Origin of the sequence: Agrococcus lahaulensis DSM 17612 (assembly GCF_000425105.1) — a bacterium.
Lineage (GTDB): Bacteria > Actinomycetota > Actinomycetes > Actinomycetales > Microbacteriaceae > Agrococcus > Agrococcus lahaulensis.
On the sequence record NZ_AULD01000001.1, the window covers coordinates 1 to 23,305 of the forward strand.

General features: G+C 72.0%; 21 protein-coding genes. 14 read left to right on the top strand and 7 right to left on the bottom strand.

The window, feature by feature from the left end; all coding sequences use genetic code 11:
* The 4 genes from H508_RS0100005 to H508_RS0100020 all read left to right on the top strand — a co-directional run.
* Nucleotides 1–313, top strand: a 313-nt coding sequence (locus H508_RS0100005; protein WP_026372545.1) for an IS3 family transposase, incomplete at its 5' end; no start/stop codon positions are given.
* 125 nt (nucleotides 314–438) lie between these two features.
* Nucleotides 439–1,263, top strand: coding sequence for a transporter substrate-binding domain-containing protein (locus H508_RS0100010; RefSeq protein ID WP_026372546.1), 825 nt, complete (start codon nucleotides 439–441; stop codon nucleotides 1,261–1,263).
* Nucleotides 1,264–1,337: 74 nt separating this feature from the next.
* A complete protein-coding gene (locus H508_RS0100015) occupies nucleotides 1,338–1,994 on the top strand; it encodes an amino acid ABC transporter permease (RefSeq protein WP_026372547.1) in 657 nt (218 codons plus the stop codon).
* On the top strand, nucleotides 1,984–2,760 hold the full coding sequence (locus H508_RS0100020; RefSeq protein WP_026372548.1) for an amino acid ABC transporter ATP-binding protein: 777 nt from the start codon (nucleotides 1,984–1,986) through the stop codon (nucleotides 2,758–2,760). The genes H508_RS0100015 and H508_RS0100020 overlap by 11 nt, the downstream gene beginning before the upstream one ends.
* Nucleotides 2,761–2,820: 60 nt before the next feature.
* Here H508_RS0100020 and H508_RS0100025 read toward each other — a convergent pair whose 3' ends face one another.
* Nucleotides 2,821–3,045: a DUF7455 domain-containing protein gene (locus H508_RS0100025; protein ID WP_026372549.1), complete on the bottom strand. Its 225-nt coding sequence runs from the start codon at nucleotides 3,043–3,045 to the stop codon at nucleotides 2,821–2,823.
* A 202-nt stretch (nucleotides 3,046–3,247) separates the two neighbouring features.
* Between H508_RS0100025 and H508_RS0100030 the strand changes: the two genes are divergently transcribed.
* Nucleotides 3,248–5,329 carry a DNA gyrase/topoisomerase IV subunit B gene (locus H508_RS0100030; RefSeq protein WP_026372550.1) on the top strand — a complete coding sequence of 694 codons (2,082 nt, stop codon included), beginning with the start codon at nucleotides 3,248–3,250 and terminating at the stop codon, nucleotides 5,327–5,329.
* Nucleotides 5,330–5,447: 118 nt separating this feature from the next.
* Here the strand turns inward: H508_RS0100030 and H508_RS0100035 are convergent, their stop codons facing one another.
* Complete coding sequence (locus H508_RS0100035) at nucleotides 5,448–7,889, bottom strand: DNA gyrase/topoisomerase IV subunit A (RefSeq protein WP_026372551.1); 2,442 nt, start codon at nucleotides 7,887–7,889, stop codon at nucleotides 5,448–5,450.
* A gap of 77 nt (nucleotides 7,890–7,966) precedes the next feature.
* Here H508_RS0100035 and H508_RS0100040 point away from each other — a divergent pair, with 77 nt between their 5' ends.
* On the top strand, nucleotides 7,967–8,977 hold the full coding sequence (locus H508_RS0100040) for an alkaline phosphatase family protein (RefSeq protein WP_245569395.1): 1,011 nt from the start codon (nucleotides 7,967–7,969) through the stop codon (nucleotides 8,975–8,977).
* Nucleotides 8,978–9,251: 274 nt separating this feature from the next.
* Here the strand turns inward: H508_RS0100040 and H508_RS0100050 are convergent, their stop codons facing one another.
* The 4 genes from H508_RS0100050 to sepH all read right to left on the bottom strand — a co-directional run bounded on the left by H508_RS0100050 (nucleotide 9,252) and on the right by sepH (nucleotide 14,146).
* On the bottom strand, nucleotides 9,252–10,373 hold the full coding sequence (locus H508_RS0100050) for an alcohol dehydrogenase catalytic domain-containing protein (protein ID WP_026372553.1): 1,122 nt from the start codon (nucleotides 10,371–10,373) through the stop codon (nucleotides 9,252–9,254).
* Nucleotides 10,373–11,287, bottom strand: coding sequence for an NAD(P)-dependent oxidoreductase (locus H508_RS0100055; protein WP_026372554.1), 915 nt, complete (start codon nucleotides 11,285–11,287; stop codon nucleotides 10,373–10,375). The genes H508_RS0100050 and H508_RS0100055 overlap by 1 nt, the downstream gene beginning before the upstream one ends.
* 105 nt (nucleotides 11,288–11,392) lie before the next feature.
* A complete protein-coding gene (locus H508_RS13540; protein WP_035253516.1) occupies nucleotides 11,393–12,760 on the bottom strand; it encodes an MFS transporter in 1,368 nt (455 codons plus the stop codon).
* A gap of 138 nt (nucleotides 12,761–12,898) precedes the next feature.
* Nucleotides 12,899–14,146, bottom strand: coding sequence for a septation protein SepH (gene sepH, locus H508_RS0100065; RefSeq protein WP_026372555.1), 1,248 nt, complete (start codon nucleotides 14,144–14,146; stop codon nucleotides 12,899–12,901).
* 232 nt (nucleotides 14,147–14,378) lie between these two features.
* Between sepH and H508_RS0100070 the strand changes: the two genes are divergently transcribed.
* Nucleotides 14,379–14,663, top strand: a complete 285-nt coding sequence (locus H508_RS0100070) for a DUF4193 domain-containing protein (protein WP_021011759.1) — start codon at nucleotides 14,379–14,381, stop codon at nucleotides 14,661–14,663.
* A 1-nt stretch (nucleotide 14,664) separates the two neighbouring features.
* Here H508_RS0100070 and H508_RS0100075 read toward each other — a convergent pair whose 3' ends face one another.
* Complete coding sequence (locus H508_RS0100075) at nucleotides 14,665–15,111, bottom strand: DUF3093 domain-containing protein (protein ID WP_026372556.1); 447 nt, start codon at nucleotides 15,109–15,111, stop codon at nucleotides 14,665–14,667.
* A 69-nt stretch (nucleotides 15,112–15,180) separates the two neighbouring features.
* Here H508_RS0100075 and dut point away from each other — a divergent pair, with 69 nt between their 5' ends.
* From dut to H508_RS0100110, 7 genes are all read left to right on the top strand, one after another.
* Nucleotides 15,181–15,633 (top strand): dUTP diphosphatase, encoded by a 453-nt coding sequence (gene dut / locus H508_RS0100080; RefSeq protein WP_026372557.1) that lies wholly within the window; start codon nucleotides 15,181–15,183, stop codon nucleotides 15,631–15,633.
* Nucleotides 15,630–16,232, top strand: coding sequence for a DUF3710 domain-containing protein (locus H508_RS0100085; RefSeq protein WP_026372558.1), 603 nt, complete (start codon nucleotides 15,630–15,632; stop codon nucleotides 16,230–16,232). The genes dut and H508_RS0100085 overlap by 4 nt, the downstream gene beginning before the upstream one ends.
* Before the next feature lie 2 nt (nucleotides 16,233–16,234).
* Nucleotides 16,235–16,975 (top strand): DUF3159 domain-containing protein, encoded by a 741-nt coding sequence (locus H508_RS13545; RefSeq protein WP_035253518.1) that lies wholly within the window; start codon nucleotides 16,235–16,237, stop codon nucleotides 16,973–16,975.
* A 107-nt stretch (nucleotides 16,976–17,082) separates the two neighbouring features.
* Nucleotides 17,083–19,899: an aconitate hydratase gene (locus H508_RS0100095; protein WP_026372559.1), complete on the top strand. Its 2,817-nt coding sequence runs from the start codon at nucleotides 17,083–17,085 to the stop codon at nucleotides 19,897–19,899.
* 76 nt (nucleotides 19,900–19,975) lie between these two features.
* Entirely contained in the window at nucleotides 19,976–21,952 is a 1,977-nt protein-coding gene (gene dxs / locus H508_RS0100100; protein ID WP_026372560.1) for a 1-deoxy-D-xylulose-5-phosphate synthase, read from the top strand.
* A gap of 63 nt (nucleotides 21,953–22,015) precedes the next feature.
* Nucleotides 22,016–22,426: a hypothetical protein gene (locus tag H508_RS0100105; RefSeq protein WP_026372561.1), complete on the top strand. Its 411-nt coding sequence runs from the start codon at nucleotides 22,016–22,018 to the stop codon at nucleotides 22,424–22,426.
* Nucleotides 22,427–22,475: 49 nt separating this feature from the next.
* Nucleotides 22,476–23,276 carry an ADP-dependent NAD(P)H-hydrate dehydratase gene (locus H508_RS0100110; RefSeq protein WP_026372562.1) on the top strand — a complete coding sequence of 267 codons (801 nt, stop codon included), beginning with the start codon at nucleotides 22,476–22,478 and terminating at the stop codon, nucleotides 23,274–23,276.
* The last annotated feature ends 29 nt before the right edge of the window (nucleotides 23,277–23,305 follow it).

Here is a 23,305-nt window from a genome sequence, read left to right on the forward strand (position 1 = left end):
CACGCCGCGCGACCAGCCGATCGTCCACTCCGACCAGGGCTTCCAATATCAGCACGCGACCTGGCGCAAGCTGCTCGAGGGTCGCGCGATCCAATCGATGTCGCGCAAGGCCAACTGCCTCGACAACGCCGTCATGGAGAGCTTCTTCGGACACCTCAAGGACGAGCTCTACTGCAACACCACGTTCCTGACCGTCCAGGCGCTGACCGCGGCGATCGATGACTACATCGCCTGGTTCAACACCGAGCGCGGCCACTCAACGCTCGAGGGCCTGAGCCCGGTGCAATACCGGACCCAGGCCCTCGCGGCTTAGGCTCCTACTTGGCCAGTCCAACTTTCGGGGACCAGTTCAGAGGGGCGGCCCTTCGCGTTCGTCCATGCGATCGGATGCGCCATGGTCGTTTTAAGATGGAGTTTTGTCCCCGCAAAGGAGAAGTCATGCCCCGTCGTTCCACCCTCCCCGGTCTCGCGGTCGTCGCCGCCGCATCCGTCGCCCTCGTGGGGTGCTCGAGCAGCGCGGAGCCCGGCGCGAGCGGGGAGGCCGAGTCGTCGGGCGTGACGCTCGATCAGGTGCAGGAGGCGGGCGTGCTCGTGGTCGGCACCGAGGGCACCTATTCGCCGTTCTCGTTCCACGAGGGCGGCACGGGCGAGCTGACCGGCTACGACGTCGACGTCATCACTGCGGTCGGCGAGCAGCTCGGTGTCGAGGTCGAGTTCGTCGAGACCCAGTGGGACGCGATCTTCGCCGCCCTCGACTCCGGCCGCATCGACGTGATCGCCAACCAGGTCTCGATCACGCCCGAGCGCCAGGAGCGCTACCTCTTCAGCGAGCCGTACACCTACTCGACCGGCGTGCTCGTCGTGCCCGAGGGCAGCGACATCGCCTCGCTCGACGACCTCGCGGGCCGCGTGAGCGCGCAGTCGCTCACGAGCAACTGGGCCGAGGTCGCGCGCGGGGCGGGCGCCGAGGTCGAGGAGGTCGAGGGCTTCGCCCAGGCGGCCGAGCTGCTGCGCTCCGGCCGCGTCGACGCGACGATCAACGACTCGCTCACCTTCCTCGACTACGAGCAGGCGCAGGGCGGCGAGACGGGCCTCGAGGCCGTCGCCGAGACCGACGAGGTGAGCGAGAGCGCCGTCGCGATGCGGCAGGGGAGCGAGTCGCTGCTCGCCGCGATCGACGAGGCACTCGCCGCGCTCGCGGCCGACGGCACGCTCGCCGAGATCTCCGAGTCGTACTTCGGCGAGGACGTCTCCCAGCCGTGACCCCGGTCGTCACGACGCGGCCCCGGCGCGTGCCGGGGCCGCGTCCGCGCAGGCTCCCGGCGTAGGCTCCGCGCGTGGACTGGCAGCTCGTGCTCGACTCGATCGGGCCCGTCGCCCTCGGCGGGCTCACCGGCACGATCCCGCTCACGCTCGCGTCGTTCTCGCTCGGCCTCGTGATCGCGATCGGCATGGCGCTCGCGCGCATCTCCGGCATCGCGTGGCTCTCGGGCCTCGCTCGCGCCTACATCTCGATCATCCGCGGCACGCCCATGCTCGTGCAGCTGTTCGTGATCTTCTACGGCATGCCGCAGATCGGCATCACCCTCGACCCGTGGCCGAGCGCGATCATCGCGCTCTCGCTCAACGTGGGCGGCTACGCGGCCGAGATCATCCGCGCCGCGATCCTCTCGATCCCGCGCGGCCAGTGGGAGGCGGCGGCGATGATCGGCATGTCGCGGGGTCAGGCGCTCGGCCGCATCGTGCTGCCCCAAGCCGCGCGCGTCTCGGTGCCGCCGCTGTCGAACACCTTCATCTCGCTCGTGAAGGACACGTCGCTCGCCTCCGTCATCCTCGTCACCGAGCTCCTCCGCGTCGCGCAGCGGATCGCGGCGCCGAGCGGCGAGTTCCTGACCATCTACCTCGTCGCCGCGGCGGTCTACTGGGTCATCTGCCTCGTCCTCGCGGCCGGCCAGGACCGCCTCGAGCGGAAGCTGGATCGCTATGCCGTCTGAACCGCCCGCACCTGCACCGCTCCTCTCGGCGCGCGGCCTCCACAAGTCGTTCGGCGACAACCACGTGCTGCGGGGCGTCGACCTCGACATCGCGCCCGGCACGGTGCATGCGCTCATCGGCCCGTCGGGCTCCGGCAAGACGACGGTGCTCCGCTCGCTCAACGGGCTCGAGTCGCCCGATGCCGGCTCGCTGCGCATCGCCGACCTCGAGCTCGACTTCGCCCGCCCGCTCGGGCGACGCGAGCGCGCGGCGCTGCACCGCGCATCCGCCATGGTCTTCCAGCAGCACCACCTCTTCCCGCACCTGACGGTGCTCGGCAACGTCACGGTCGGCCCGATCCGGGTGCAGGGCAGGCCGAAGGCGGAGGCGACGGCGGATGCGCTCGCCCTCCTCGAGCGCGTCGGCCTGCGGGAGAAGGCGGACGCCTACCCCTCCTCGCTCTCGGGCGGCCAGCAGCAGCGCGTCGGCATCGTGCGCGCGCTCGCGCTGCAGCCCTCGATGCTGCTGTTCGACGAGCCGACGTCGTCGCTCGACCCCGAGCTCGTCGGCGAGGTGCTCGCCGTCATGACCGAGCTCGCCGGCGAGGGCTGGACGATGGCGGTCGTGACGCACGAGCTGCGCTTCGCGCGCGAGGTCGCCGACGAGGTGTCGTTCTTCGACGAGGGGGTCGTCGTCGAGCGCGGTGCGCCGGAGCGGGTCTTCGGCGACCCGCGGCACGAGCGCACGAAGCGCTTCCTGCGGCGGCTGCAGGGCCCCTTCGCCTAGCGACAGCGAAGCGGCCCGCCCCCGATCGGGGACGGGCCGCTGTGGAAGTCGCGCCGGGGCCTACGCCTCGGTGAGCTTCGCGGTCTCGTCGTGCCACACGGCGGCGAGCGGCTGCATCGCCTCGCGGTGCTTGGCGGCGTGGTGCGCGCAGAAGAGCAGCGTGCCGCCGCTCTCCATCGTCGCGCGGACGTATGCCTGGGCGCCGCAGCTGTCGCAGCGGTCGAGCGCGCTGAGCGGCGCGTTCGCCTCGTCGGTCTCGAGCGTCGCGGTCTGGGTGTCGTTCACGGTGCCCTCCTTCATCACGTCTGGAGTCCATCGTGGCACGCCATCCTGTCAATACCGCATCACGCGGGGCGCGGTTCGCCAGCGGCGCAACGAGGCGACGAGCCGCGCCGCCTGCCGCGGGGCGGCGATCGGCGGCCGTAGGCTGGAGCGTCGACCGCCCGACGACTGCAGACCCCGGGCGTGTCACGCGAAGGGGGATCGGTTGGCGACTGCGGCATCGGACTACTCGGCTCGGCACCTCACGGTGCTCGAAGGGCTCGAGGCGGTGCGCAAGCGCCCCGGCATGTACATCGGCTCGACCGACTCTCGCGGCCTCATGCACTGCCTCTGGGAGATCATCGACAACTCGGTCGACGAGGCGCTCGGCGGCCACGGCGACGAGATCGCGGTCGTGCTGCACCCCGACGGCTCCGTCGAGGTGCGCGACCGCGCGCGCGGCCTGCCGATCGACGTCGAGCCGCGCACGGGCCTCACGGGCGTCGAGGTCATCTTCACGAAGCTGCACGCGGGCGGCAAGTTCGGCGGCGGCGCCTACAAGTCCTCCGGCGGCCTCCACGGTGTCGGCGCATCCGTCGTCAACGCCCTCTCGGAGCGGCTCGACGTCGAGGTCGACCGCGACGGCGCGACGTGGGCGATGTCGTTCCACCGCGGCGAGCCGGGCGAGTTCCTCGACGAGGGCGAGCCCTCGCCGCGCTCGACGTTCCTGCCGTTCACGGATGCGTCGCGGCTGCGGAAGGTCGGCAAGGTCGCGAAGGGCGTCACCGGCACGCGCGTGCGCTACTGGGCCGACCCGCAGGTGTTCACGAAGGGCGCGGACTTCCTCGCCGACGAGCTCGCGCGACGCGCGCGGCAGACGGCGTTCCTCGTGCCCGGCCTCGCGATCCAGATCATCGACGACCGCGGCGACGAGCGCGTCGTGCACGACTTCAAGTACGACGGCGGCATCAGCGAGTTCGCCGAGTACCTCGCGCCCGATCCGGCGCTCACCGCGACGTGGCGGCTGACGGGCGAGGGCGCGTTCCAGGAGACCATCCCGGTGCTCGACGAGGCGACTGGCCACATGGTCACGCGCGAGGTCGACCGAACGTGCGAGGTCGACATCGCGCTGCGCTGGGGCACGGGCTACGACACGGTCGTGCAGACCTTCGTCAACATCATCGCGACGCCGAAGGGCGGTTCGCACCTCGCGGGCTTCGAGCAGTCGCTGCTGAAGCTGCTGCGCGACCAGGTCGCCGCGAACGCCCGCAAGCTCAAGGCCGGCAACGACAAGGTCGAGAAGGACGACGTGCTCGCGGGCCTCACCGCCGTCGTCACCGTGCGGCTGCCCGAGCCGCAGTTCGAGGGCCAGACGAAGGAGGTGCTCGGCACGCCCGCCGTGCGCCAGATCGTCTCGCAGGTCGTCGCGCGCGAGCTCGGCGGCATCCTCACCTCCTCCAAGCGCGACGAGAAGGCGCAGGCGGGGCAGCTGCTCGAGAAGGTCGTGAGCGAGATGAAGGCGCGGCTCTCGGCCCGCTCGCTCAAGGAGACCGCGCGGCGCAAGAGCGCGCTCGAGTCGTCGTCGCTCCCGGTGAAGCTCGTCGACTGCCGCTCGAACGACGTCGCGCAGACCGAGCTCTTCATCGTCGAGGGCGACAGCGCGCTCGGCACCGCGAAGCCCGCGCGCGACAGCGAGTTCCAGGCGATCCTGCCCATCCGCGGCAAGATCCTCAACGTGCAGAAGGCGTCGATCGGCGACATGCTCGGCAACGCCGAGTGCGCGGCGATCATTCAGTCGATCGGCGCGGGCTCGGGCCGCTCGTTCGACATCTCCGCCGCCCGCTACGGCAAGATCATCATGCTCTCGGACGCCGACGTCGACGGCGCGCACATCCGCACCCTCCTGCTGACGCTCATCCACCGCTACATGCGGCCGCTCATCGAGGAGGGGCGGGTGTTCGCGGCGGTGCCGCCGCTGCACCGCGTGATGGTCAAGCACCGCGGCAAGCCAGACGAGGCGGTCTACACCTACTCCGACGCCGAGCTGCACCGGCTGCTCGCGAAGCTCAAGAAGAGCGGCAAGAGCTGGGTCGAGCCGCCGCAGCGCTACAAGGGCCTCGGCGAGATGGATGCCGACCAGCTCGCCGAGACGACGATGGATCGCTCGCGCCGCACGCTGCGCCGCGTCACGATCAGCGACGCGGAGCGGGCGAGCGAGATCTTCGAGCTACTGATGGGCAACGACGTCGCCCCGCGTCGCGAGCTCATCCAGACCTCGCAGGTCGACCGGGAGCGCATCGACGCCTGACCGCCGCTTCCCGCGGCGGAGCGGTCGAACTTCCTCGAACCGCCGGGTTCGGGCGCCGATTCCGACGGTTCGGGGAAGTTCGCTCGATCGAGCCGACGGGTGGGAGCCGGGGTAGGGGTCAGGCGCCCAGGCGAGCGCCGATCGCGCCGATCGCGCCGTCGATCGCGACGCCCGAGCCGGCGCGCGGCGCGCCGCCGGGCGGCAGCTGGCGCTGCGAGCCGTCCGCGCCGACCGCGAGCGGCGAGGGGCCCGCCCATGCGAGCGCGAGCCCGACCTCGCCCTTCAGCAGCCGGTGCGCCTGCACGCCGCCCGTGCCGCGCCCCTTCGCGGGAAACTCTTCGAGGCTCGAGACCTTGACGCGCGGCTCGTCGAGCCCCGCGAGCGTCTCGGCCGCCTCGGTGACGGTGACGACCTCGGCGCCGTCGGCGACCGCGCCCGCGAACCGCACCGACGCATCCGCCTTGAGCCCGATGCCCTTCATGCCGCCGGCGCCCGGTCCCTGCGGGTTGATCGCGGCGGCTGCGAAGCGCAGCAGCTGCGCGTCGCTCGTCACGAGCACGACCCACGACTCGTCGGGCGCGGGCGCGACGCCGACGACCCGGTCGCCGGGCTTGAGCGCGATGACGCTCTCGCGGTCGCGGTCGCGCAGCTCGGCGGGCTTCACGCGCTTGACGACGCCCTGCGCGGTCGCGACGAGCCACGGCTCGCTCGAGCCGAGGTCGATGAGCGCGACCGCCTCCTCGCCGCGCTCGAAGGCGCCGAGGTCGCGCACCTTGACGCCCGCGGTGAGGCCGACGGATGCGGGCGGCACCGAGGGCAGGTCGGCGGGCGTGAGGCGCAGCACGGCTCCCGTCGAGGTGACGAGGCCGAACGCGCCGCGCGTCGTCGTGGCGATCGTCGAGCGGATCGCGTCGTGGCGCGAGCGCCGCGCCGGCACGGGGATCGGCTCCTCGCCGTCGACGCGCACGAGCCTGCCGGTCGCCGACATCACGACGCGCGTGGGCGCGTCCGCGATCTCGAGGCTCACCGCCGTCTTCGCGCTCGCGCGGCCCGACGTCGCCTGCCCGTTGCCCTCGGTGAGCGCGGTGCGGCGCGGCGTGCCGAAGCGCTCGGCGACCTCGTCGAGCTCGGCCGCGACCACCTCGTGCAGCGCGGCCTCGGAGCCGAGGATGCGCTCGAGCTCGGCGATCTGCGCGAGCAGCTCGCCGCGCTCCGCCTCGAGCTCGATGCGGCTGAACTTCGTGAGCCGCCGCAGGCGCAGCTCGAGGATGTACTCCGCTTGCGGCTCCGAGAGGTCGAAGACGCTCTGCAGGCGCGAGCGGGCCTGCTCCGAGTCGTCGGAGGTGCGGATGACCTGGATGACCTCGTCGATGTCGAGGATCGCGATGAGGAGGCCCTCGACGAGGTGCAGGCGCTCGCGCTTCTTGCGCAGCCGGAACTCGCTGCGGCGGCGCACGACGCCGACGCGGTGGTCGAGGTAGACGCGCAGCAGCTGCTTGAGGCCCAGCGTCTCGGGCTTGCCCTGCACGAGCGCCACGTTGTTGATCGAGAAGCCGTCCTCGAGCGGCGTGTAGCGGTAGAGCTGCTGCAGCACCGCCTCGGGGTCGAAGCCCGTCTTGATGCTGATCACGAGCCGCAGGCCGTGCTTGCGGTCGGTGAGGTCCTGCACCTCGGTGAGGCCCTGCAGCTTCTTCGACTGCACGCCGTCCTTGATCTTCTCGATCACCCGCTCCGGGCCGACGAGGTAGGGCAGCTCGGTGATGACGATCTGCGTCTTGCGGCCGTGGCGCTCGATCGAGGCCCGCGCGCGGGTCTTGAACGCCCCGCGGCCGTGCTCGTACGCATCCCGGATGCCGTCGAGCCCGACGATGACGCCGCCGCCGGGGAGGTCGGGGCCCGGCACGTGCCGCATGAGGTCGGCGACGGATGCGTCGGGGTGCGCGAGCAGGTGCTTGGCGGCCTGCACGACCTCGACGAGGTTGTGGGGCGCCATGTTCGTCGCCATGCCGACGGCGATGCCGCTCGCGCCGTTGACGAGGAGGTTGGGGTAGGAAGCCGGCAGCACGTCGGGCTGCTGGTAGGAGTTGTCGTAGTTCGGGACGAAGTCGACGACGTCCTCGTCGAGGCCCTCGGTGAGCGAGAGTCCCGCCGCGGCGAGCCGCGCCTCGGTGTAGCGAGGAGCTGCAGGACCGTCGTCGAGCGAGCCGAAGTTGCCGTGCCCGTCGATGAGCGGCAGCCGCAGGCTGAACGGCTGCGAGAGGCGCACGAGCGCGTCGTAGATCGCGGTGTCGCCGTGCGGGTGCAGCTTGCCCATGACGTCGCCGACGACGCGCGCGCTCTTGACGTGGCCCTTCTCGGGCCGCAGCCCCATCTCGGACATCTGGAAGAGGATGCGCCGCTGCACGGGCTTGAGGCCGTCGCGGGCGTCGGGCAGGGCGCGGGCGTAGATGACGGAGTAGGCGTACTCGAGGAACGAGTCCTGCATCTCGCTCGCGACGTCGACGTCGTCGATCCGCTCGGCGATCGCGGCGGAGGGGTCGGGGGGAGGGGTGGCAGTCATAGGCTGACGGAATGCTACCGACGAGGGCGCCCGGATCCCGGAGCCTTGCCGACGTTCTCGCGAGCTCGTCGCTCGCGATGCGGGGCGAGCCGAATGCGCTCGGGCTGCCGAGCGTCGCCGGAGCGATCGTGCTGCTCGTCGACGGCCTCGGCGCCGCGCAGCTCGGGCAGCGCGCGGGTCATGCGCGCACGCTCGCGGGCTCGCCGGGCGGTTCGATCGACGCGGGCTTCCCGTCGACGACGGCGGTCGCGCTCGCCTCACTCACGACGGGCGAGCTCGCCGGTGCGCACGGCATCGTCGGCTACGACGCGTTCGTGCCGGGCGCCGGGGTGCGCAACCAGCTGCGCGACTGGGGCGGGGCGATGGATCCGGCCTCGTGGCAGCGGAGCCCGACGCTCTTCGAGCGGGCGCCGGCGATCGCGATCGGGGAGCCGAAGCACGCCGCGAGCGGGTTCACGAAGGCGGTGCTGCGCGGCGCGGAGTACCGCGGAGGGCTCTCGGTCGCCGACCGCTTCGCGCTCGCTCGCGACGCGGCTCGCGAGCGCGCGCTCGTCTACCTCTACGTGCCCGAGCTCGATCGCGCCGGCCACGAGTCGGGCTGGCAGTCGCCCGGATGGACCGATGAGCTCGAGCAGCTCGACGGCGCCGTCGCCGAGCTCGTCGCGGCGCTCCCGCGCGATGTCGGACTGATCGTCACCGCGGATCACGGCATGGTCGACGTCGACCCGACCGGGCACCTCGTCGTGCCGCCGGAGCTGCTCGAGCCGATCGCGCACGTCGCGGGGGAGCCGCGCTGCCTGCAGCTGCAGGTCGAGGGCGATGCGGACGCGGTGGCCGGAGCCTGGCGGGCATGGCTCGGCGATGCGGCGTGGGTCGCGACCCGCGCCGAGGTGGCCGCCGCCGGCTGGCTCGGCGAGGTCGAACCTGAGGTCGAGCCGCGCCTCGGGCACGTGTTCGTCGCGGCGCGGAAGCGGTTCGCGATCTACGTCGACGAGGCCGATCCCGGACGCGGCATGATCGGCCAGCACGGCTCGCTCACGCAGGACGAGCTGCGTGTGCCGCTGCGCGCGTTCGGCGCCTTCGCCTGAGGGAGGCGTCCACCGCGCGTCCAGCGACGCCGGTCAGGATGGGCGTACGCCGGCACGGCCGGACACCGAGGGAAGGGACCGCACCATGCGCAGGTGGCTCATCACGACCATCGCGACTGCCGTCGTCGGCATGATCGTCAAGAAGTTCACGAGCGGCGACGACGAGAAGAGCCGCAAGGGCCGTCGGCGCTGACGTCGCGCGGCGACCGGGGCTGCACCGCCCGAGCGGGGCGCTCGCGCCCGCCCCGCTCGGGCGCGAGCGCCCCGGTCGCGGTCAGCTGAATCGCACGACCTGCCGGATCGCGCGACCGTCGGCGAGGGTGTCGAGCGCCTCGTTGAGGTCGTCGAGCGCGATCTCGCTCGTGACGAGCTCCTCGACCGGCAGCCGCCCCTCGCGCCACAGCTGCTCGTAGCGCGGGATGTCGCGCGACGGCACCGCGGAGCCGAGGTACGAGCCGACCACCGTGCGCGCCTCGGCCGTGAACGCGAGCGGCGAGAGCGACGAGCGCGCGTCGGGATGCGGGAGACCGACCGTCACGGTCGTCCCGCCGGGCGCGGTGAGCGCGAACGCCGTCTCGAACGCCTTCGGGTGACCGGCAGCCTCGATCACGACGCTGGCCCGGAGTCCCTGCTCGAGCGCCTCGTCGGGGGAGAGCGCGACGTCGGCGCCGAGCTCGCGGGCCCGATCGAGCTTCGCCGGCACCGCATCCACCCCGATGACGCGGCCGAGGCCGAGCGAGCGCGCGGCGAGGAGCGCCGCCATGCCGACGCCGCCGAGCCCGACGATCACGATGTCGTCGCCCTCGCGCGGCTTGCCGGCGTTGATCACCGCGCCGCCGCCCGTGAGCATCGCGCAGCCGAGCACGGCGGCGACCTGCGGCGGCACGTCGGCGCCGACGGGCACGACCGAGCGGCGGTCGACGACCGCGTGCGTCGCGAACGCCGAGACGCCCAGGTGGTGGTGCACCTCGCCGCTGCGGCCCTCGAGCGCCGCCTCGTGCAGGCGGCGACCGCCGCCGAGCAGCTCGCCGGCGCCGTTCGCGGCCGAGCCGCGCTCGCACGGCAGGCGGCCGTCGGTCGCGCACGCCGCGCACTCGCCGCAGCGAGGGAGGAAGGTCGTGACGACGCGGTCGCCCACCGAGACATCGGTGACGCCCTCGCCGACCACCTCGACGATGCCGGCCGCCTCGTGGCCGAGCAGCATCGGCACCGGCCGCGGGCGCGCGCCGTCGACGACCGAGAGGTCGCTGTGGCACAGGCCCGCTGCCTCAATGCGGATGAGCAGCTCGCCCTCGCGAGGAGCGTCGAGCTCGAGGTTGACGAGCTCGAGCGGTCGCGACTCGGCGAACGGACGCTCGGCGCCGATCCGGCGCAGCACCGCGCCGCGCACGCGCATCAGCGGCCGTCCCAACCGGCGACCGTGCCATCGGGGCTCGCCTCGCGCACGACGAGGGTGCAGTCCTTGCCGCCGAAGCCGTCGTCGAGCAGCCGCTGCAGCTGGTCGCGGATGAGCCTCGCCGCCGGCACCTTGACGCCGGCGGCCTCCGCGCCCTCGACGGCGAGCGAGACGTCCTTGTGGCACAGCATGGCGGAGAAGGATGCGTCGAAGTTGCTGTTCACGGCGGCGCCCGGCACGACGCCCGGGACCGGGTACCACGTGCGGAGCGCCCACGAGTCGCCCGAGGAGACGCGCGCGACGTCGAAGAACGCCTTCGGGTCGAGCCCGAGCTGCTCGGCGAGCTGCGAGCCCTCGGAGATCGCGAGGATCGAGATGCCGAGCATCATGTTGTTGACGAGCTTCGCGGCGATGCCGTGCGTCGGACCGCCGACCGCGAAGACGTTGCCGGCCATCGGCATGACGATCTCGCGCGCTCGCGCCACGTCGTCCTCCTCCCCGCCGAGCATGAAGGTGAGCGTTCCTGCAGCGGCGCCCTGGATGCCGCCCGAGACGGGGGAGTCGACGAAGCGGAAGCCGCGCGAGCCGGCCTCGCCGTGGCTCCAGCGCGAGGTGTCGAGGTCGACGGTCGTCGTGTCGATGATGAGGGTGTCGGGGGCGGCGTGCTCGAAGACGCCGTCGGGGCCTGCGAGCACCGCTCGCACGTGCTCGCCCTTCGGCAGGCTCAGGATGACGACCCCGGCGCCCTCGACGGCCTCCGCGACCGAGGCGACCGGCACGATCCCGTGCTCCGCCGCCGACTGCCGCAGCCCATCCACCACGTCGTACCCTCGCACCTCGTGGCCGGCGGTCACGAGGTGGGCGGACATGCGGCTGCCCATGTTGCCGAGCCCGATCCAGGCGATTGACGTCATCGTCGATTCCTTCCGTAGTGCTTGGGCCAACGCTATCGGCCCGCAACGGCGACGGGCGGCGAGATCGCTCTCGCCGCCCGTCGCGGTCAGGATCCCGTCACGGGATCAGAGCTTGCCCTTCTCGGCGAGCAGTCGCTCGCGGTCGATGTCGTCGACGTCGTGGAGCGAGATGCCCTTCGTCTCCTTGAGGGCGATCACCGCGACGAGCGTGATGGCGCACGCGATGACGAGGTAGATCGCGACCGGGATGTAGCTGCCGAACTCGCCGAGCAGCGCGGTGGCGATGATCGGCGCGAGCGAGCCCGCGACGATCGACGTCACCTGGTAGCCGAGCGAGACGCCCGAGTAGCGCATGCGGGTCGGGAAGAGCTCCGCCATGATCGCGGGCTGGCCCGCGTACATGAGGGCGTGGAACGCGAGACCCAGCACGATGCCGCCGAGGATGACGAAGTCGTTGCCCGTCTCGAACATCGGGAAGGCGATGAAGCCCCACGTCGCGCCGAGCAGCACGCCGATGAGGTACATCGGCTTGCGGCCTACGGTGTCGACGAAGCGGCCCACGATCGGCACGAAGATGAAGTGCAGGACGTGCGCGATCGCCATGAGGCCCAGGATGCGCGACACGTCGTACTCGAGGTACGTGCGCAGGTAGACGATCGAGAACGTGACGACGAGGTAGTAGAGCACGTTCTCGGCGAAGCGCAGGCCCATGGCCGTCAGGACGCCCTTGGGGTAGCGCTTGAGCACCTCGAGCACGCCGTACGACTGCGCCTTCGACTCCGCGACCTCGTCGCGGACCTGCTGGTAGATCGGGGCGTCGGTCACGCGGGTGCGGATGTAGTAGCCGACCGCGACGATCACGACCGAGAGCCAGAACGCGATGCGCCAGCCCCAGCCGAGGAAGTCCTCGTCCGAGAGCGTCCACTGCAGCACGAGCAGCACGACGGTGGCGATGAGGTTGCCCGCCGGCACCGCGGCCTGCGGCCACGACGACCAGAAGCCGCGCTCCTTGTTGGGGGAGTGCTCGGCCACGAGCAGCACGCCGCCGCCCCACTCGCCGCCGACCGCGAAGCCCTGGAAGAAGCGGAGGATGACGAGGGCCGCGGGCGCGAAGTAGCCGATCTGGTCGAAGGTCGGCAGGCAGCCCATGAGGAAGGTCGAGACGCCGACCAGGATGATGGCGAACTGCAGCATCTTCTTGCGGCCGTACTTGTCGCCGAAGTGGCCGAAGACGATGCCGCCGAGCGGGCGCGCGACGAAGCCGACCGCGTAGGTCAGGAACGCGCTGATGATCGGGAAGTACGGATCATCGCTCGGCGGGAACATGATCAGGTTGAAGACGATCGTCGACGCCGTCGCGTACAGGAAGAACTCGTACCACTCGACGACCGTGCCGGCCATGGCGGCCGTGACGACGCGGCCGAGGCCCTTGCGGTCGTTGTCTCGAGCGGAGTCATGCGCGGGTGCGCTCATGCCTACCTCCTTGTAGGGTGCACGGGACTGTGCGCCGAGAATCTAACATGACGGAGCGTTCAGGTCGGCGGGACGCGCGGGGACGAGAGAAGGCAGGCGTCGTCGCCGGCGCCCGCCTTCTCGTCGTATCGTCTGCCGTCAGTCGTCGCTGCGGGAGCCGAAGACGATCTCGTCCCAGCTCGGCATCGCGGCGCGGGAGCCGCGCTTCTTGCCCGCGACGGGACCGGTCGCCTGCACTCGAGCCGGGCGCTGCGCCACCTCGGCATCCGGCGCCTGTGCGGCGGGCTGCTCGGGCTCGATCGGCGCGGGCTCGCTCTCGGCGGTGCGGAGCGCGGCCTCGCGCTCGCTGCGCCGACGCCGCAGCGCGTCGAGCAGCTCGGCGGTGTGGTTCGGCTGCGTCGCGGCCGCGGGGCGGTTGATCGCCGCGGCCTGCACGTTCTCAGGCTGGCTGCCGACCTCGCCCGAGCGACGGCGCAGCCACGGGTTCTCCGCGCGCGTCGGCTCCTTGGGGCGCTCGACCGGGGTGCCCTCGGTGAGCGTCGCGGAGGCGACGGCGTCCTCGAGCCCGACGCCCGGCTCGACCGGGCTCGGCGCCGAGCGCTGCGCGCCCCGCTGGATGCGGAAGGCGTCCGAGTCGAACCGGCCCGTGTCGTGCCGAGCGGCGTCGTGTCGGCCCGTGTCGTGCGTCGCGGCGCGCTGCGAGATGGGCGGGGCGGCCGGCTGCTCGGTCGGTGCCTCGGCCGAGTCGGCGGGAGCGGTCGCCGCGGCGTCGGGGGTCGTGGGACGCGACTGCCGGTCGATCGCACGCAGCCGCGGCACGAGCACGCTCGTCGCGTCGCTCGACTGGCTGAGCGACGTGGCCTCCTTGCCGCGCGGGGTCAGGGTGGCCTTCTTGGGCTCGTAGCCCCAGAGCGCCTCGTGCTGGATCCCCTCGGTCGTGAAGCGGAGGCGGATGGTCCAAGCGCCGCCGTCGGCGTCCTTCCACGCCGCCCACGAGCGCTCGATCGCCCGCAGGTCGTCGAGGCGCTCGCCGATCGCGGCGCCGAACGCCGTCTCGCCCGCGAGCGGATCGATGTCGCCCGTCGCGACCGGGATCGAGAGGGCGGAGTCGAGCATGTGGGAGCGCTCGGCGAGCACGGGGCCCTCGAAGCGCTCGACGTACGCGAGCTCCTCGCCGGTGGAGGAGGCGACCTGCTCGGCCGTCATGCCACCGCGGATGAGGGCCTGGATCTCGCGGGGCGTGGCCTTGCGCTCGCGGTGCGGCACGGCCGCCGCGGGCTTGCGGTGCTCCGGGAGGTCGGCGACGGGCACGCGGAAGCGCTCACCCGACTCGGACTCGAGGATGAGCACCTCGTCCTCGATGCCGATGACGCTCAGCTGCTGCATGATTCGTCGGTCCTTCCTTGCCGGTGTCGGGTCGCGTCAGCATCCCACGCGTCGCACGGTCCGCTCGGGAATGGTGCGGGCGCGCCGCGCGTTCCGTCGGGTGCAGGCAGCGCCTGCCGCTCCGCACGGGCGCAGTCGCGGAGCCGTCACCTGATATCTGATTTGCTCCGGTGTCCTGTTTCGTGCAGAATGTGCGCCGACGCCGACCCCGAACCCCTCGAAGGACTGCCGCATGGCCACCGATTACGACGCCCCCCGCAAGACCGACGACGAGAGCGAGTCGATCGAGGCGCTCAAGGAGCGTGTGCCTGCGAAGAGCGTCTCCACGGACGAGGATGCCGACAACCCCGGCAGCTTCGATCTCTCGGCCGCCGACCTCGCAGACGTCGAGCTCGACGTCGTCGTGCTCCCGCCCCAGGAGGACGAGTTCACGTGCGTCAGCTGCTTCCTCGTGAAGCACCGCCTGCAGTTCGACCACGAGTCGAAGCTCGGCCCGATCTGCCGCGAGTGCGCTTGAGCTAGCGCGCCGCCTCGATCGCCGCGGCGAGCGCCTCCGGTCGCCGCGAGCTGATGAGCCACGCCGGCGTCGGGTCCTCCGGGTCCTCGACGACGGCGCGCACGAGCGCGCGCGTCCACGGCGAGACGACGTGGTGATCCGCCGGGTTCCACCCCGCGCGGAGCGCAGATTGTGCGTCGTCGCCGCGGAGCACCGCCGCTGCGCCGAGCTGGGCGACCGGGATGCGCGCGCGACCGGCGCGCAGCTCGGCTCCCTCGACGGCGACGACGGGCGCGCCGAGCCAGAGCAGCGCCACGACGGCGACGTAGAGCACGATCGCGATCGCGACGCCGACCTGCAGGTTGACGGGCAGGAAGACGAGCAGCACCGCGGGGACGATGAGCAGCAGCACGAGCGGGAGCCACCACGGCGGCACGAGCCGCTCGCGGTACGAGGGGGCGGTTTCCATGCCCCCATCCTCTCGCGATCCGCGGCCTCGGTTCTCCGGCCGGCTCCCGCTCGGCTAGCCTCGAGTGCGATGGAGCAGGTCGAAGTCCTCATCACCGGGTCGCCGGTGCCCGCATACGCGCACCCCGGAGACGCCGGCGCGGATCTCCACGCGGCCGAGGCGGTGACGCTCGGCCCCGGCGAGCGATCGCTCGTCGGCTCGGGTGTCGCGATCGCGCTGCCCGACGGCTACGCCGCGTTCGTGCATCCGCGCAGCGGGCTCGCCGCGAAGCACGGCATCACGATCGTCAACGCGCCCGGCACCGTCGACGCGGGCTACCGCGGTGAGATCAAGGTCAACCTGCTCAACACCGGCACGGAGCCGCACCGCATCGAGGTCGGGGACCGCATCGCTCAGCTCGTGGTGCAGCGCGTCGAGCGCGTGCGCTTCATCGAGGTCGAGCGACTGCCGGGCTCCGACCGAGGGGAGCGCGGGCACGGATCGACCGGGCTCAGCGCAGTCCAAGAGGGGATCGCACGATGACCGACACGACCGACAGCGCCGACGAGCAGCCGATCGAGGAGGAGGCGGTCGTCGAGAAGACGGCCCCCGAGGACCGCGCCGTGGCGGGTCCGCTCGACGAGGCCGAGGCGCCGGTGCGCCCCTACGTCGACCTCGGCGGCCTCCGCATCGTCCCGCGCCCCGGCATGCAGATGCGGCTCGAGGTCGAGGAGAAGACGAAGCGGATCGTCGCGGTGACGCTCGAGCACGAGGGCTCGACCGTGCAGCTGCAGCCGTTCGCCGCACCGCGCAGCGAGGGCATCTGGCTCCCGGTGCGGCAGGTGCTGCGCGCGCAGCTCGAGCGCCAGGGCGCCGCGGTCGAGGAGGCGGAGGGGCTGCTCGGTCCCGAGCTCCGCGCTCGGCTCGCGGTCGGGCCCGACGGCGCGCCGCGCGCGGTGCGCATCGTCGGGGTCGACGGCCCGCGCTGGATGCTGCAGGGCCTCATCGGCGGCAAGGCGGCGCTCGACGACGACGAGGCGGCGAAGGCGTTCGAGCTGTTCCGCTCGACCGTGGTGTGCCGCGGCGCGCAGCCCATGCCGCCGCGCGAGCTCATCCCGCTCAGCGCGCCGAAGGCCGTCTGACGGTGCCCGCGGAGCAGGCCGGACCCGCCGACGAGGCCGAGCCCGCCGACGCATCCTTCTCCGAGCAGGTCGGGGCGGCCATACGCGGCTCGAAGCTCGGCCACCTCGACCCGGCGGCGAAGCCGAGCGCCGGCGCGCTGCTCGACGCGATGGGCGGCGCGCGCGGACTCGTCGAGTCGCTCCTGCCCGGCGTCCTCTTCCTCGTGCTCTACGCGACGACGAAGGACGTGCTCGTCTCGGTGCTCGTGCCGCTCGTCGCATCCGTCGCCTTCGTCGCCTGGCGCGTGCTGCAGAAGGGCCAGCCCGTGCTCGCCTTCGCGGGCCTCATCGGGGTCGGCATCTCGGCGGCGATCGCGCTCATCACCGGCCAGGGGGAGGACAACTTCCTCTGGGGCTTCACGGTGAACACCGTCGTCATCCTCGTGATCGTCGTGTCGATGCTCGCGCGCCGACCCCTCGTCGGGATCGTCGCGGGCGCACTCACGGCGAAGCCGCACGCGTGGCGCACCGAGCGCGCGAAGCGCGCCGTCGCGTGGCGCGCGACGATGCTGTGGCTCGTCGTCATCGGCGCTCGGCTCGCGGTGCAGGTGCCGATGTACCTCGCGGGCGCGGTCGAGGCGCTCGCCGCGACGAAGCTGCTCATGGGCGTGCCGCTCTACCTCGCGGCGCTCTGGGTGACGTGGCTCATGGTCCGCGCCGTGCTCGACACACCCGCGGATGCGGCCGACGGGGAGCCGCGCTAAGATATCTTGACGTCAAGATATTTTGCGTCCGCCCACCTCCGGGCGAGGGCGCAGGCATAGACTTCACGCGCAGCCAGCGCAACCCGTGAGACCCAGGAGGAGTCACGATGGCGAACCCGAACAGCTTCGACAGCAAGGCATCGCTGTCGGTCGGCGGCACCGACTACGCGTTCTACCGGATCGACAAGGTCGCGGGCCACGAGCGCCTGCCGTTCAGCCTCAAGGTGCTGCTCGAGAACCTGCTCCGCACGGAGGACGGCAAGAACGTCACGCGCAGCCAGATCGAGGCGCTCGGGTCGTGGGACGCGACCGCCGAGCCGAACGTCGAGATCCAGTTCACGCCGGCTCGCGTCGTGATGCAGGACTTCACCGGCGTGCCCTGCATCGTCGACCTGGCCACGATGCGCGAGGCCGTCGCCGAACTCGGCGGCGACCCGACGAAGATCAACCCGCTCGCGCCCGCCGAGCTCGTCATCGACCACTCCGTCATCGCCGACCTCTTCGGCACCGCGGACGCGTTCGAGCGCAACGTCGAGATCGAGTACCAGCGCAACGGCGAGCGCTACCAGTTCCTCCGCTGGGGCCAGACGGCGTTCCAGGACTTCAAGGTCGTCCCCCCGGGCACGGGCATCGTCCACCAGGTGAACATCGAGAACCTCGCGAAGGTCACCTACTCGCGCACCTTCGACGGCGAGCTCACCGCATACCCCGACACCGTCGTCGGCACCGACTCGCACACGACGATGGTCAACGGCCTCGGTGTGCTCGGCTGGGGCGTGGGCGGCATCGAGGCCGAGGCCGCGATGCTCGGCCAGCCCGTCTCGATGCTCATCCCGCGCGTCGTCGGCTTCAAGCTCACGGGCGAGATCGCCACGGGCGTCACCGCGACCGACGTCGTGCTCACGATCACCGACATGCTGCGCCAGCACGGGGTCGTCGGCAAGTTCGTCGAGTTCTACGGCACGGGCGTCGGCGCCGTGCCGCTCGCCAACCGCGCCACGATCGGCAACATGAGCCCCGAGTTCGGCTCGACCGCCGCGATCTTCCCGATCGACGACGTCACGCTCGACTACCTGCGCTTCACCGGTCGCGACGAGCAGCAGATCGCGCTCGTCGAGGCCTACTCGAAGGAGCAGGGCCTGTGGCACGACCCGTCGGTCGAGCCGGTCTTCTCCGAGTACATGGAGCTCGACCTCGGCACCGTCGTGCCGTCGATCGCCGGCCCGAAGCGCCCGCAGGACCGCATCGAGCTCACGCGCGCGAAGGAGCAGTTCGCGCAGGACATCGTGCACTACGCGTCGCCGTCGACGACGCACGAGACGGCCGACCTGATCGCGAAGCACTCGTTCCCGGCGTCCGACCCCGGCAACGTGCCCGGCGAGGAGGACGAGGACACCCGCGAGGTGCACATCAACGGCGGAGGCCCGGTCGAGTTCTCGAAGCCGGTCACGGTCTCGACGCCCGACGGCGAGACGTACACGCTCGACAACGGCGCCGTCACGATCGCGGCGATCACCTCGTGCACGAACACGTCGAACCCCTCGGTCATGCTCGCGGCCGGCCTGCTCGCCCGCAAGGCGGTCGAGAAGGGGCTCAAGGCGAAGCCGTGGGTCAAGACGACGCTCGCGCCCGGATCGAAGGTCGTCACCGACTACTACGACAAGTCGGGCCTCACGAAGGACCTCGACGAGCTGGGCTTCTACACCGTCGGCTACGGCTGCACGACGTGCATCGGCAACTCGGGCCCGCTCATCGACGAGGTCTCGGCCGCCGTCAACGAGCACGACCTCGCGGTGACCGCCGTGCTCTCCGGCAACCGCAACTTCGAGGGCCGCATCAACCCCGACGTCAAGATGAACTACCTCGCGTCGCCGCCGCTCGTGATCGCGTACTCGCTCGCCGGCACCATGGACTTCGACTTCGAGACCCAGCCGCTCGGCAAGGGCAAGGACGGCCAGGACGTCTTCCTCGCCGACATCTGGCCCTCGGCCGACGAGGTGCAGCAGACGATCGACTCGTCGATCGACACCGAGATGTTCACGAAGCAGTACGCGGCCGTCTTCGACGGCGACGAGCGCTGGCGCAGCCTGCCGACGCCCGACGGCGACGTCTTCGAGTGGGACGAGCAGTCGACCTACGTGCGGAAGCCCCCGTACTTCGAGGGCATGACGATGGAGCTCACGCCCGTCGAGGACATCACGGGCGCCCGCGTGCTCGCGAAGCTCGGCGACTCGGTCACGACCGACCACATCTCGCCGGCCGGCAGCATCAAGGTAGACAGCCCCGCGGGCAAGTACCTCACCGAGCACGGCGTCGACCGCAAGGACTTCAACTCCTACGGCTCGCGCCGCGGCAACCACGAGGTGATGATCCGCGGCACGTTCGCGAACATCCGCCTGAAGAACCTGCTGCTCGACGGCGTGGAGGGCGGCTACACCCGCGACTTCACGACGCCCGACGGCGAGCAGGCCTTCATCTACGACGCCTCGCAGCACTACCAGGAGCAGGGCATCCCGCTCGTCGTGCTCGGCGGCAAGGAGTACGGCTCGGGCTCGAGCCGCGACTGGGCCGCGAAGGGCACGAACCTCCTGGGCGTCAAGGCGGTCATCACCGAGTCGTTCGAGCGCATCCACCGCTCCAACCTCATCGGCATGGGCGTCGTGCCGCTGCAGTTCCCCGAGGGCGAGAGCTGGGAGAGCCTCGGCCTCGACGGCACGGAGGTCATCTCGATCTCGGGCCTCACGGAGCTCAACGAGGGCCGCACGCCGAAGACCGTGCGCGTCACCGCCGAGCCGAGCGAGCACAGCCCCGAGGGCAAGCAGACGGTCGAGTTCGACGCGGTCGTCCGCATCGACACGCCGGGCGAGGCGGACTACTACCGCAACGGCGGCATCCTGCAGTACGTGCTGCGCTCGCTCGTCTGATCGAGCGGCGACGCATGGAAGGCCCCCAGCCTCGGGTGGGGGCCTTCCCCATGTCGCTCGGTAGCATTGGGGGACTATGGCGCTCCTCGATCAGATCCACGGCCCGCGCGACCTCGACCGGCTCTCGCAGACCGAGCTGACCGAGCTGGCGGGCGAGATCCGCGCGTTCCTCATCCGCGAGGTCGCGCGCACGGGTGGCCACCTCGGCCCCAACCTCGGGGTCGTCGAGCTCACGATGGCGATGCACCGCGTCTTCGACTCGCCGCGCGACGCCTTCGTCTTCGACACCGGGCACCAGTCGTACGTGCACAAGCTCCTCACCGGTCGGCAGGACTTCTCGCGGCTGCGGCAGAAGGGCGGCCTCGCGGGCTACCCGCAGCGCGCCGAGAGCGAGCACGACATCGTCGAGTCGAGCCACGCATCCTCGTCCCTCTCCTGGGCCGACGGCATCAGCCGGGCGTTCGACATCACGGGCCAGCACGACCGCGCGGTCGTCGCCGTCGTCGGCGATGGCGCGCTCACGGGCGGCATGACGTGGGAGGCGCTCAACAACATCTCCGACGACAACAGCCGCCGGCTCGTCATCGTCGTGAACGACAACGGCCGCTCCTACGCGCCGACGATCGGCGGCATGGCGCGGTTCCTCAACGGCGTCCGCACGCGCCGCTCGTACGCGAGCCTCCGCACCTCGAGCGAGCGCGCCTTCGCGAAGCTCGGCCGACCGGGCCGCGCGGTCTACCGCGGCGTGCGCGGCGCGACGCACGGCTTCCTCACGCGATTCGTCAACAACGAGGCGCTCTACTCGAACCTCGACATCAAGTACCTCGGGCCGATCGACGGGCACGACCTCGAGGCGCTCGAGGAGGCGCTCACGCAAGCGCGCGACTTCGGCGCGCCCGTCATCGTGCACGTCATCACGCAGAAGGGGCAGGGCTTCGATCCGGCCATCCGCGACGAGGCCGACCAGTTCCACGCCGTCGGGCAGATCGATCCGGAGACGGGGGAGCCGCTCTCGAGCGCGGGGCGTCCCGCGTGGACCTCGGTGTTCGCCGACGAGCTCGTCTCGCTCGCGAAGCAGGACGACCGCATCGTCGGCATCACCGCGGCGATGCTGCGCCCGACGGGCCTCGACCGGCTCGCCGCTTACGACGCCTCGCGCGTGCTCGACGTCGGCATCGCCGAGCAGCACGCCGTCACGACCGCGGCCGGTCTCGCGTACGGCGGGCTGCACCCCGTGGTCGCGATCTACGCGACGTTCGTCAACCGAGCGTTCGACCAGGTGCTCATGGACGTCGCGCTGCACAAGGCGGGCGTGACGTTCGTGCTCGACCGGGCGGGCGTGACGGGCCCCGACGGCCCGAGCCACCACGGCATGTGGGACCTCGCGCTGCTGCAGTTCGTGCCCGGCATCCGGCTCGCCGCGCCGCGTGACGCCGCGCGGCTGCAGGAGGAGCTGCGCGAGGCCGTCGCGGTGCAGGACGCGCCCACGGTCATCCGCTACCCCAAGGGCTCGGTGCCCAACGAGATCGAGGCGGTGCGCCGCACCGCCGATGGCGTCGACGTGCTGCTCGAGGCTCCGCACCGCGACGTGCTCATCATCGCGATCGGCTCGTTCGCGCACCTCGCGATGGACGTCGCGCAGCGCGTGCAGGCGCAGGGCATCGGCGTGACGGTCGTCGACCCGCGCTGGGTCGTGCCCGTCGCGCCGTCGATCGTCGAGCTCGCGCGCGACCACCGCATCGTCATCACGCTCGAGGACGGCGTGCGCGTCGGCGGCATCGGCACGCGCGTGCGTCAGGACCTGCGTGCCGCGGGCGTCGACACGCCGGTCGACGAGCTCGGGCTCCCGGACGCGTTCATCGACCACGCGGAGCGCTCGGAGATCCTCGAGGAGGTGGGGCTCTCGGCGCAGACCATCGCGCGGAACGTCATCCAGCAGGTGCTCGGCACCGGCCGCGTACCGGTCGCGCGGCCGCTGCCGGAGGACCGGCCGCTCGTCATCGACGCGGACGACGCGGCCGACGCGCGGCGGCAAGGCTCTATCACCGACTGACGCTCTCCACAGGCAGGCCGCCTCGCCGCGCGGAAGCGGCCCCGGATGCGATTCCCTGCCGCCATGGACGACCTCACGACCGAACGCCTGCTCGAGCTCGGCGATCTGCCGATCCTCGACGACGACGCGCTCCTCGATCGCGCGACGACGCTCATCGAGTGCGGCGTCGCGCGCCGCATGTGGCTGCTGCTCCTCGACGACGAGCGGCGCCAGCTGCCGCTCCTGCCGCAGATCGAGGGAGCGCCCGTCTCGCCCGACGCCGAGACGGGCGCCACGCTCAGCGCGCTCCTCACCGGCGTCGCCGAGGTCGCGACGCACATCGCGGTCGTGCTCGAGCGGCCGGGCTCCGCACGCGCGACCCCCGACGACCTCGCCTGGGCCGACGCGATCGTGCGCGCCGCCGGCCGCGCGCCGGGCGTGCAGCTGCTCGGCGTGCTGCTCGCGCACGGCCACGGCGTCGACGCGCTCTGGTGAGCGAGCGCGGTCCGGCGGCTCTCGAGGACGTGCGCCGTAGGGTGGCGGCATGCGATGGCTGCGCTCACCCGGTGCCGACGACGACAAGCGGTCGATGGGCGTGCTCGGCGTCGTCACCGGCTCCGAGCGCTACCCGGGGGCTGCGGTGCTCGGCGTCGAGGCCGCGTGGCGCACCGGGATCGGCATGGTGCGCCTGTGGGCGCCGCGGCGCGTGCAGGACCTCGTGCTCGCGAGGCGGCCCGAGACCGTCTGCCACGCCCTCGACGACCCGGCCGAGGGCGTCGACGCGTGGCTGCTCGGGTCGGGGCAGGACGCGCGGGAGCGCGACCCTCGGCTCCGCTCGCTGCTGCTCGAGGCGCTCGGCGCAGGATCGCCGAGCGTCGTCGACGCGGGCGCGCTCGACCTCGTGCCCGGCCATGCCGGCCCCGTGGTCGTCACGCCGCACGGTCGCGAGCTCGAGCGCATCCTCGAACAGCTCGGAGCGCCGGTCGATGCAGACGGGCGGATGCGCGCCGCGGCCGCCGCCGCAGCGCTCGACGCCGTCGTGGTCGCGAAGGGCTCCGCGACGCACGTCGTCGAGCCGGGCGGCCCCACGACGAGGATCGAGGCGGCGACGCATCGCCTCGCGACCGCCGGCACGGGCGACGTGCTGGCAGGCATGCTCGGCGCGCTCGTCGCGGCGAACGCCGGCGCTGCGCGGGAGCCCGCGGCGCTCGCGTCGATCGCCGCCCTCGCGGTCGCGCTCCACGGGGAGGCGGCCGCGGCCGCCGTCGCGGACGGGCGGCCGATCACCGCGCTCGACGTCGCCGAGCACGTACCCGGCGCGGTCGCGGCTCGCCTCGCGCGCTGAGCGGCTCCGCCTCGGCCCGCCGCGCGGGC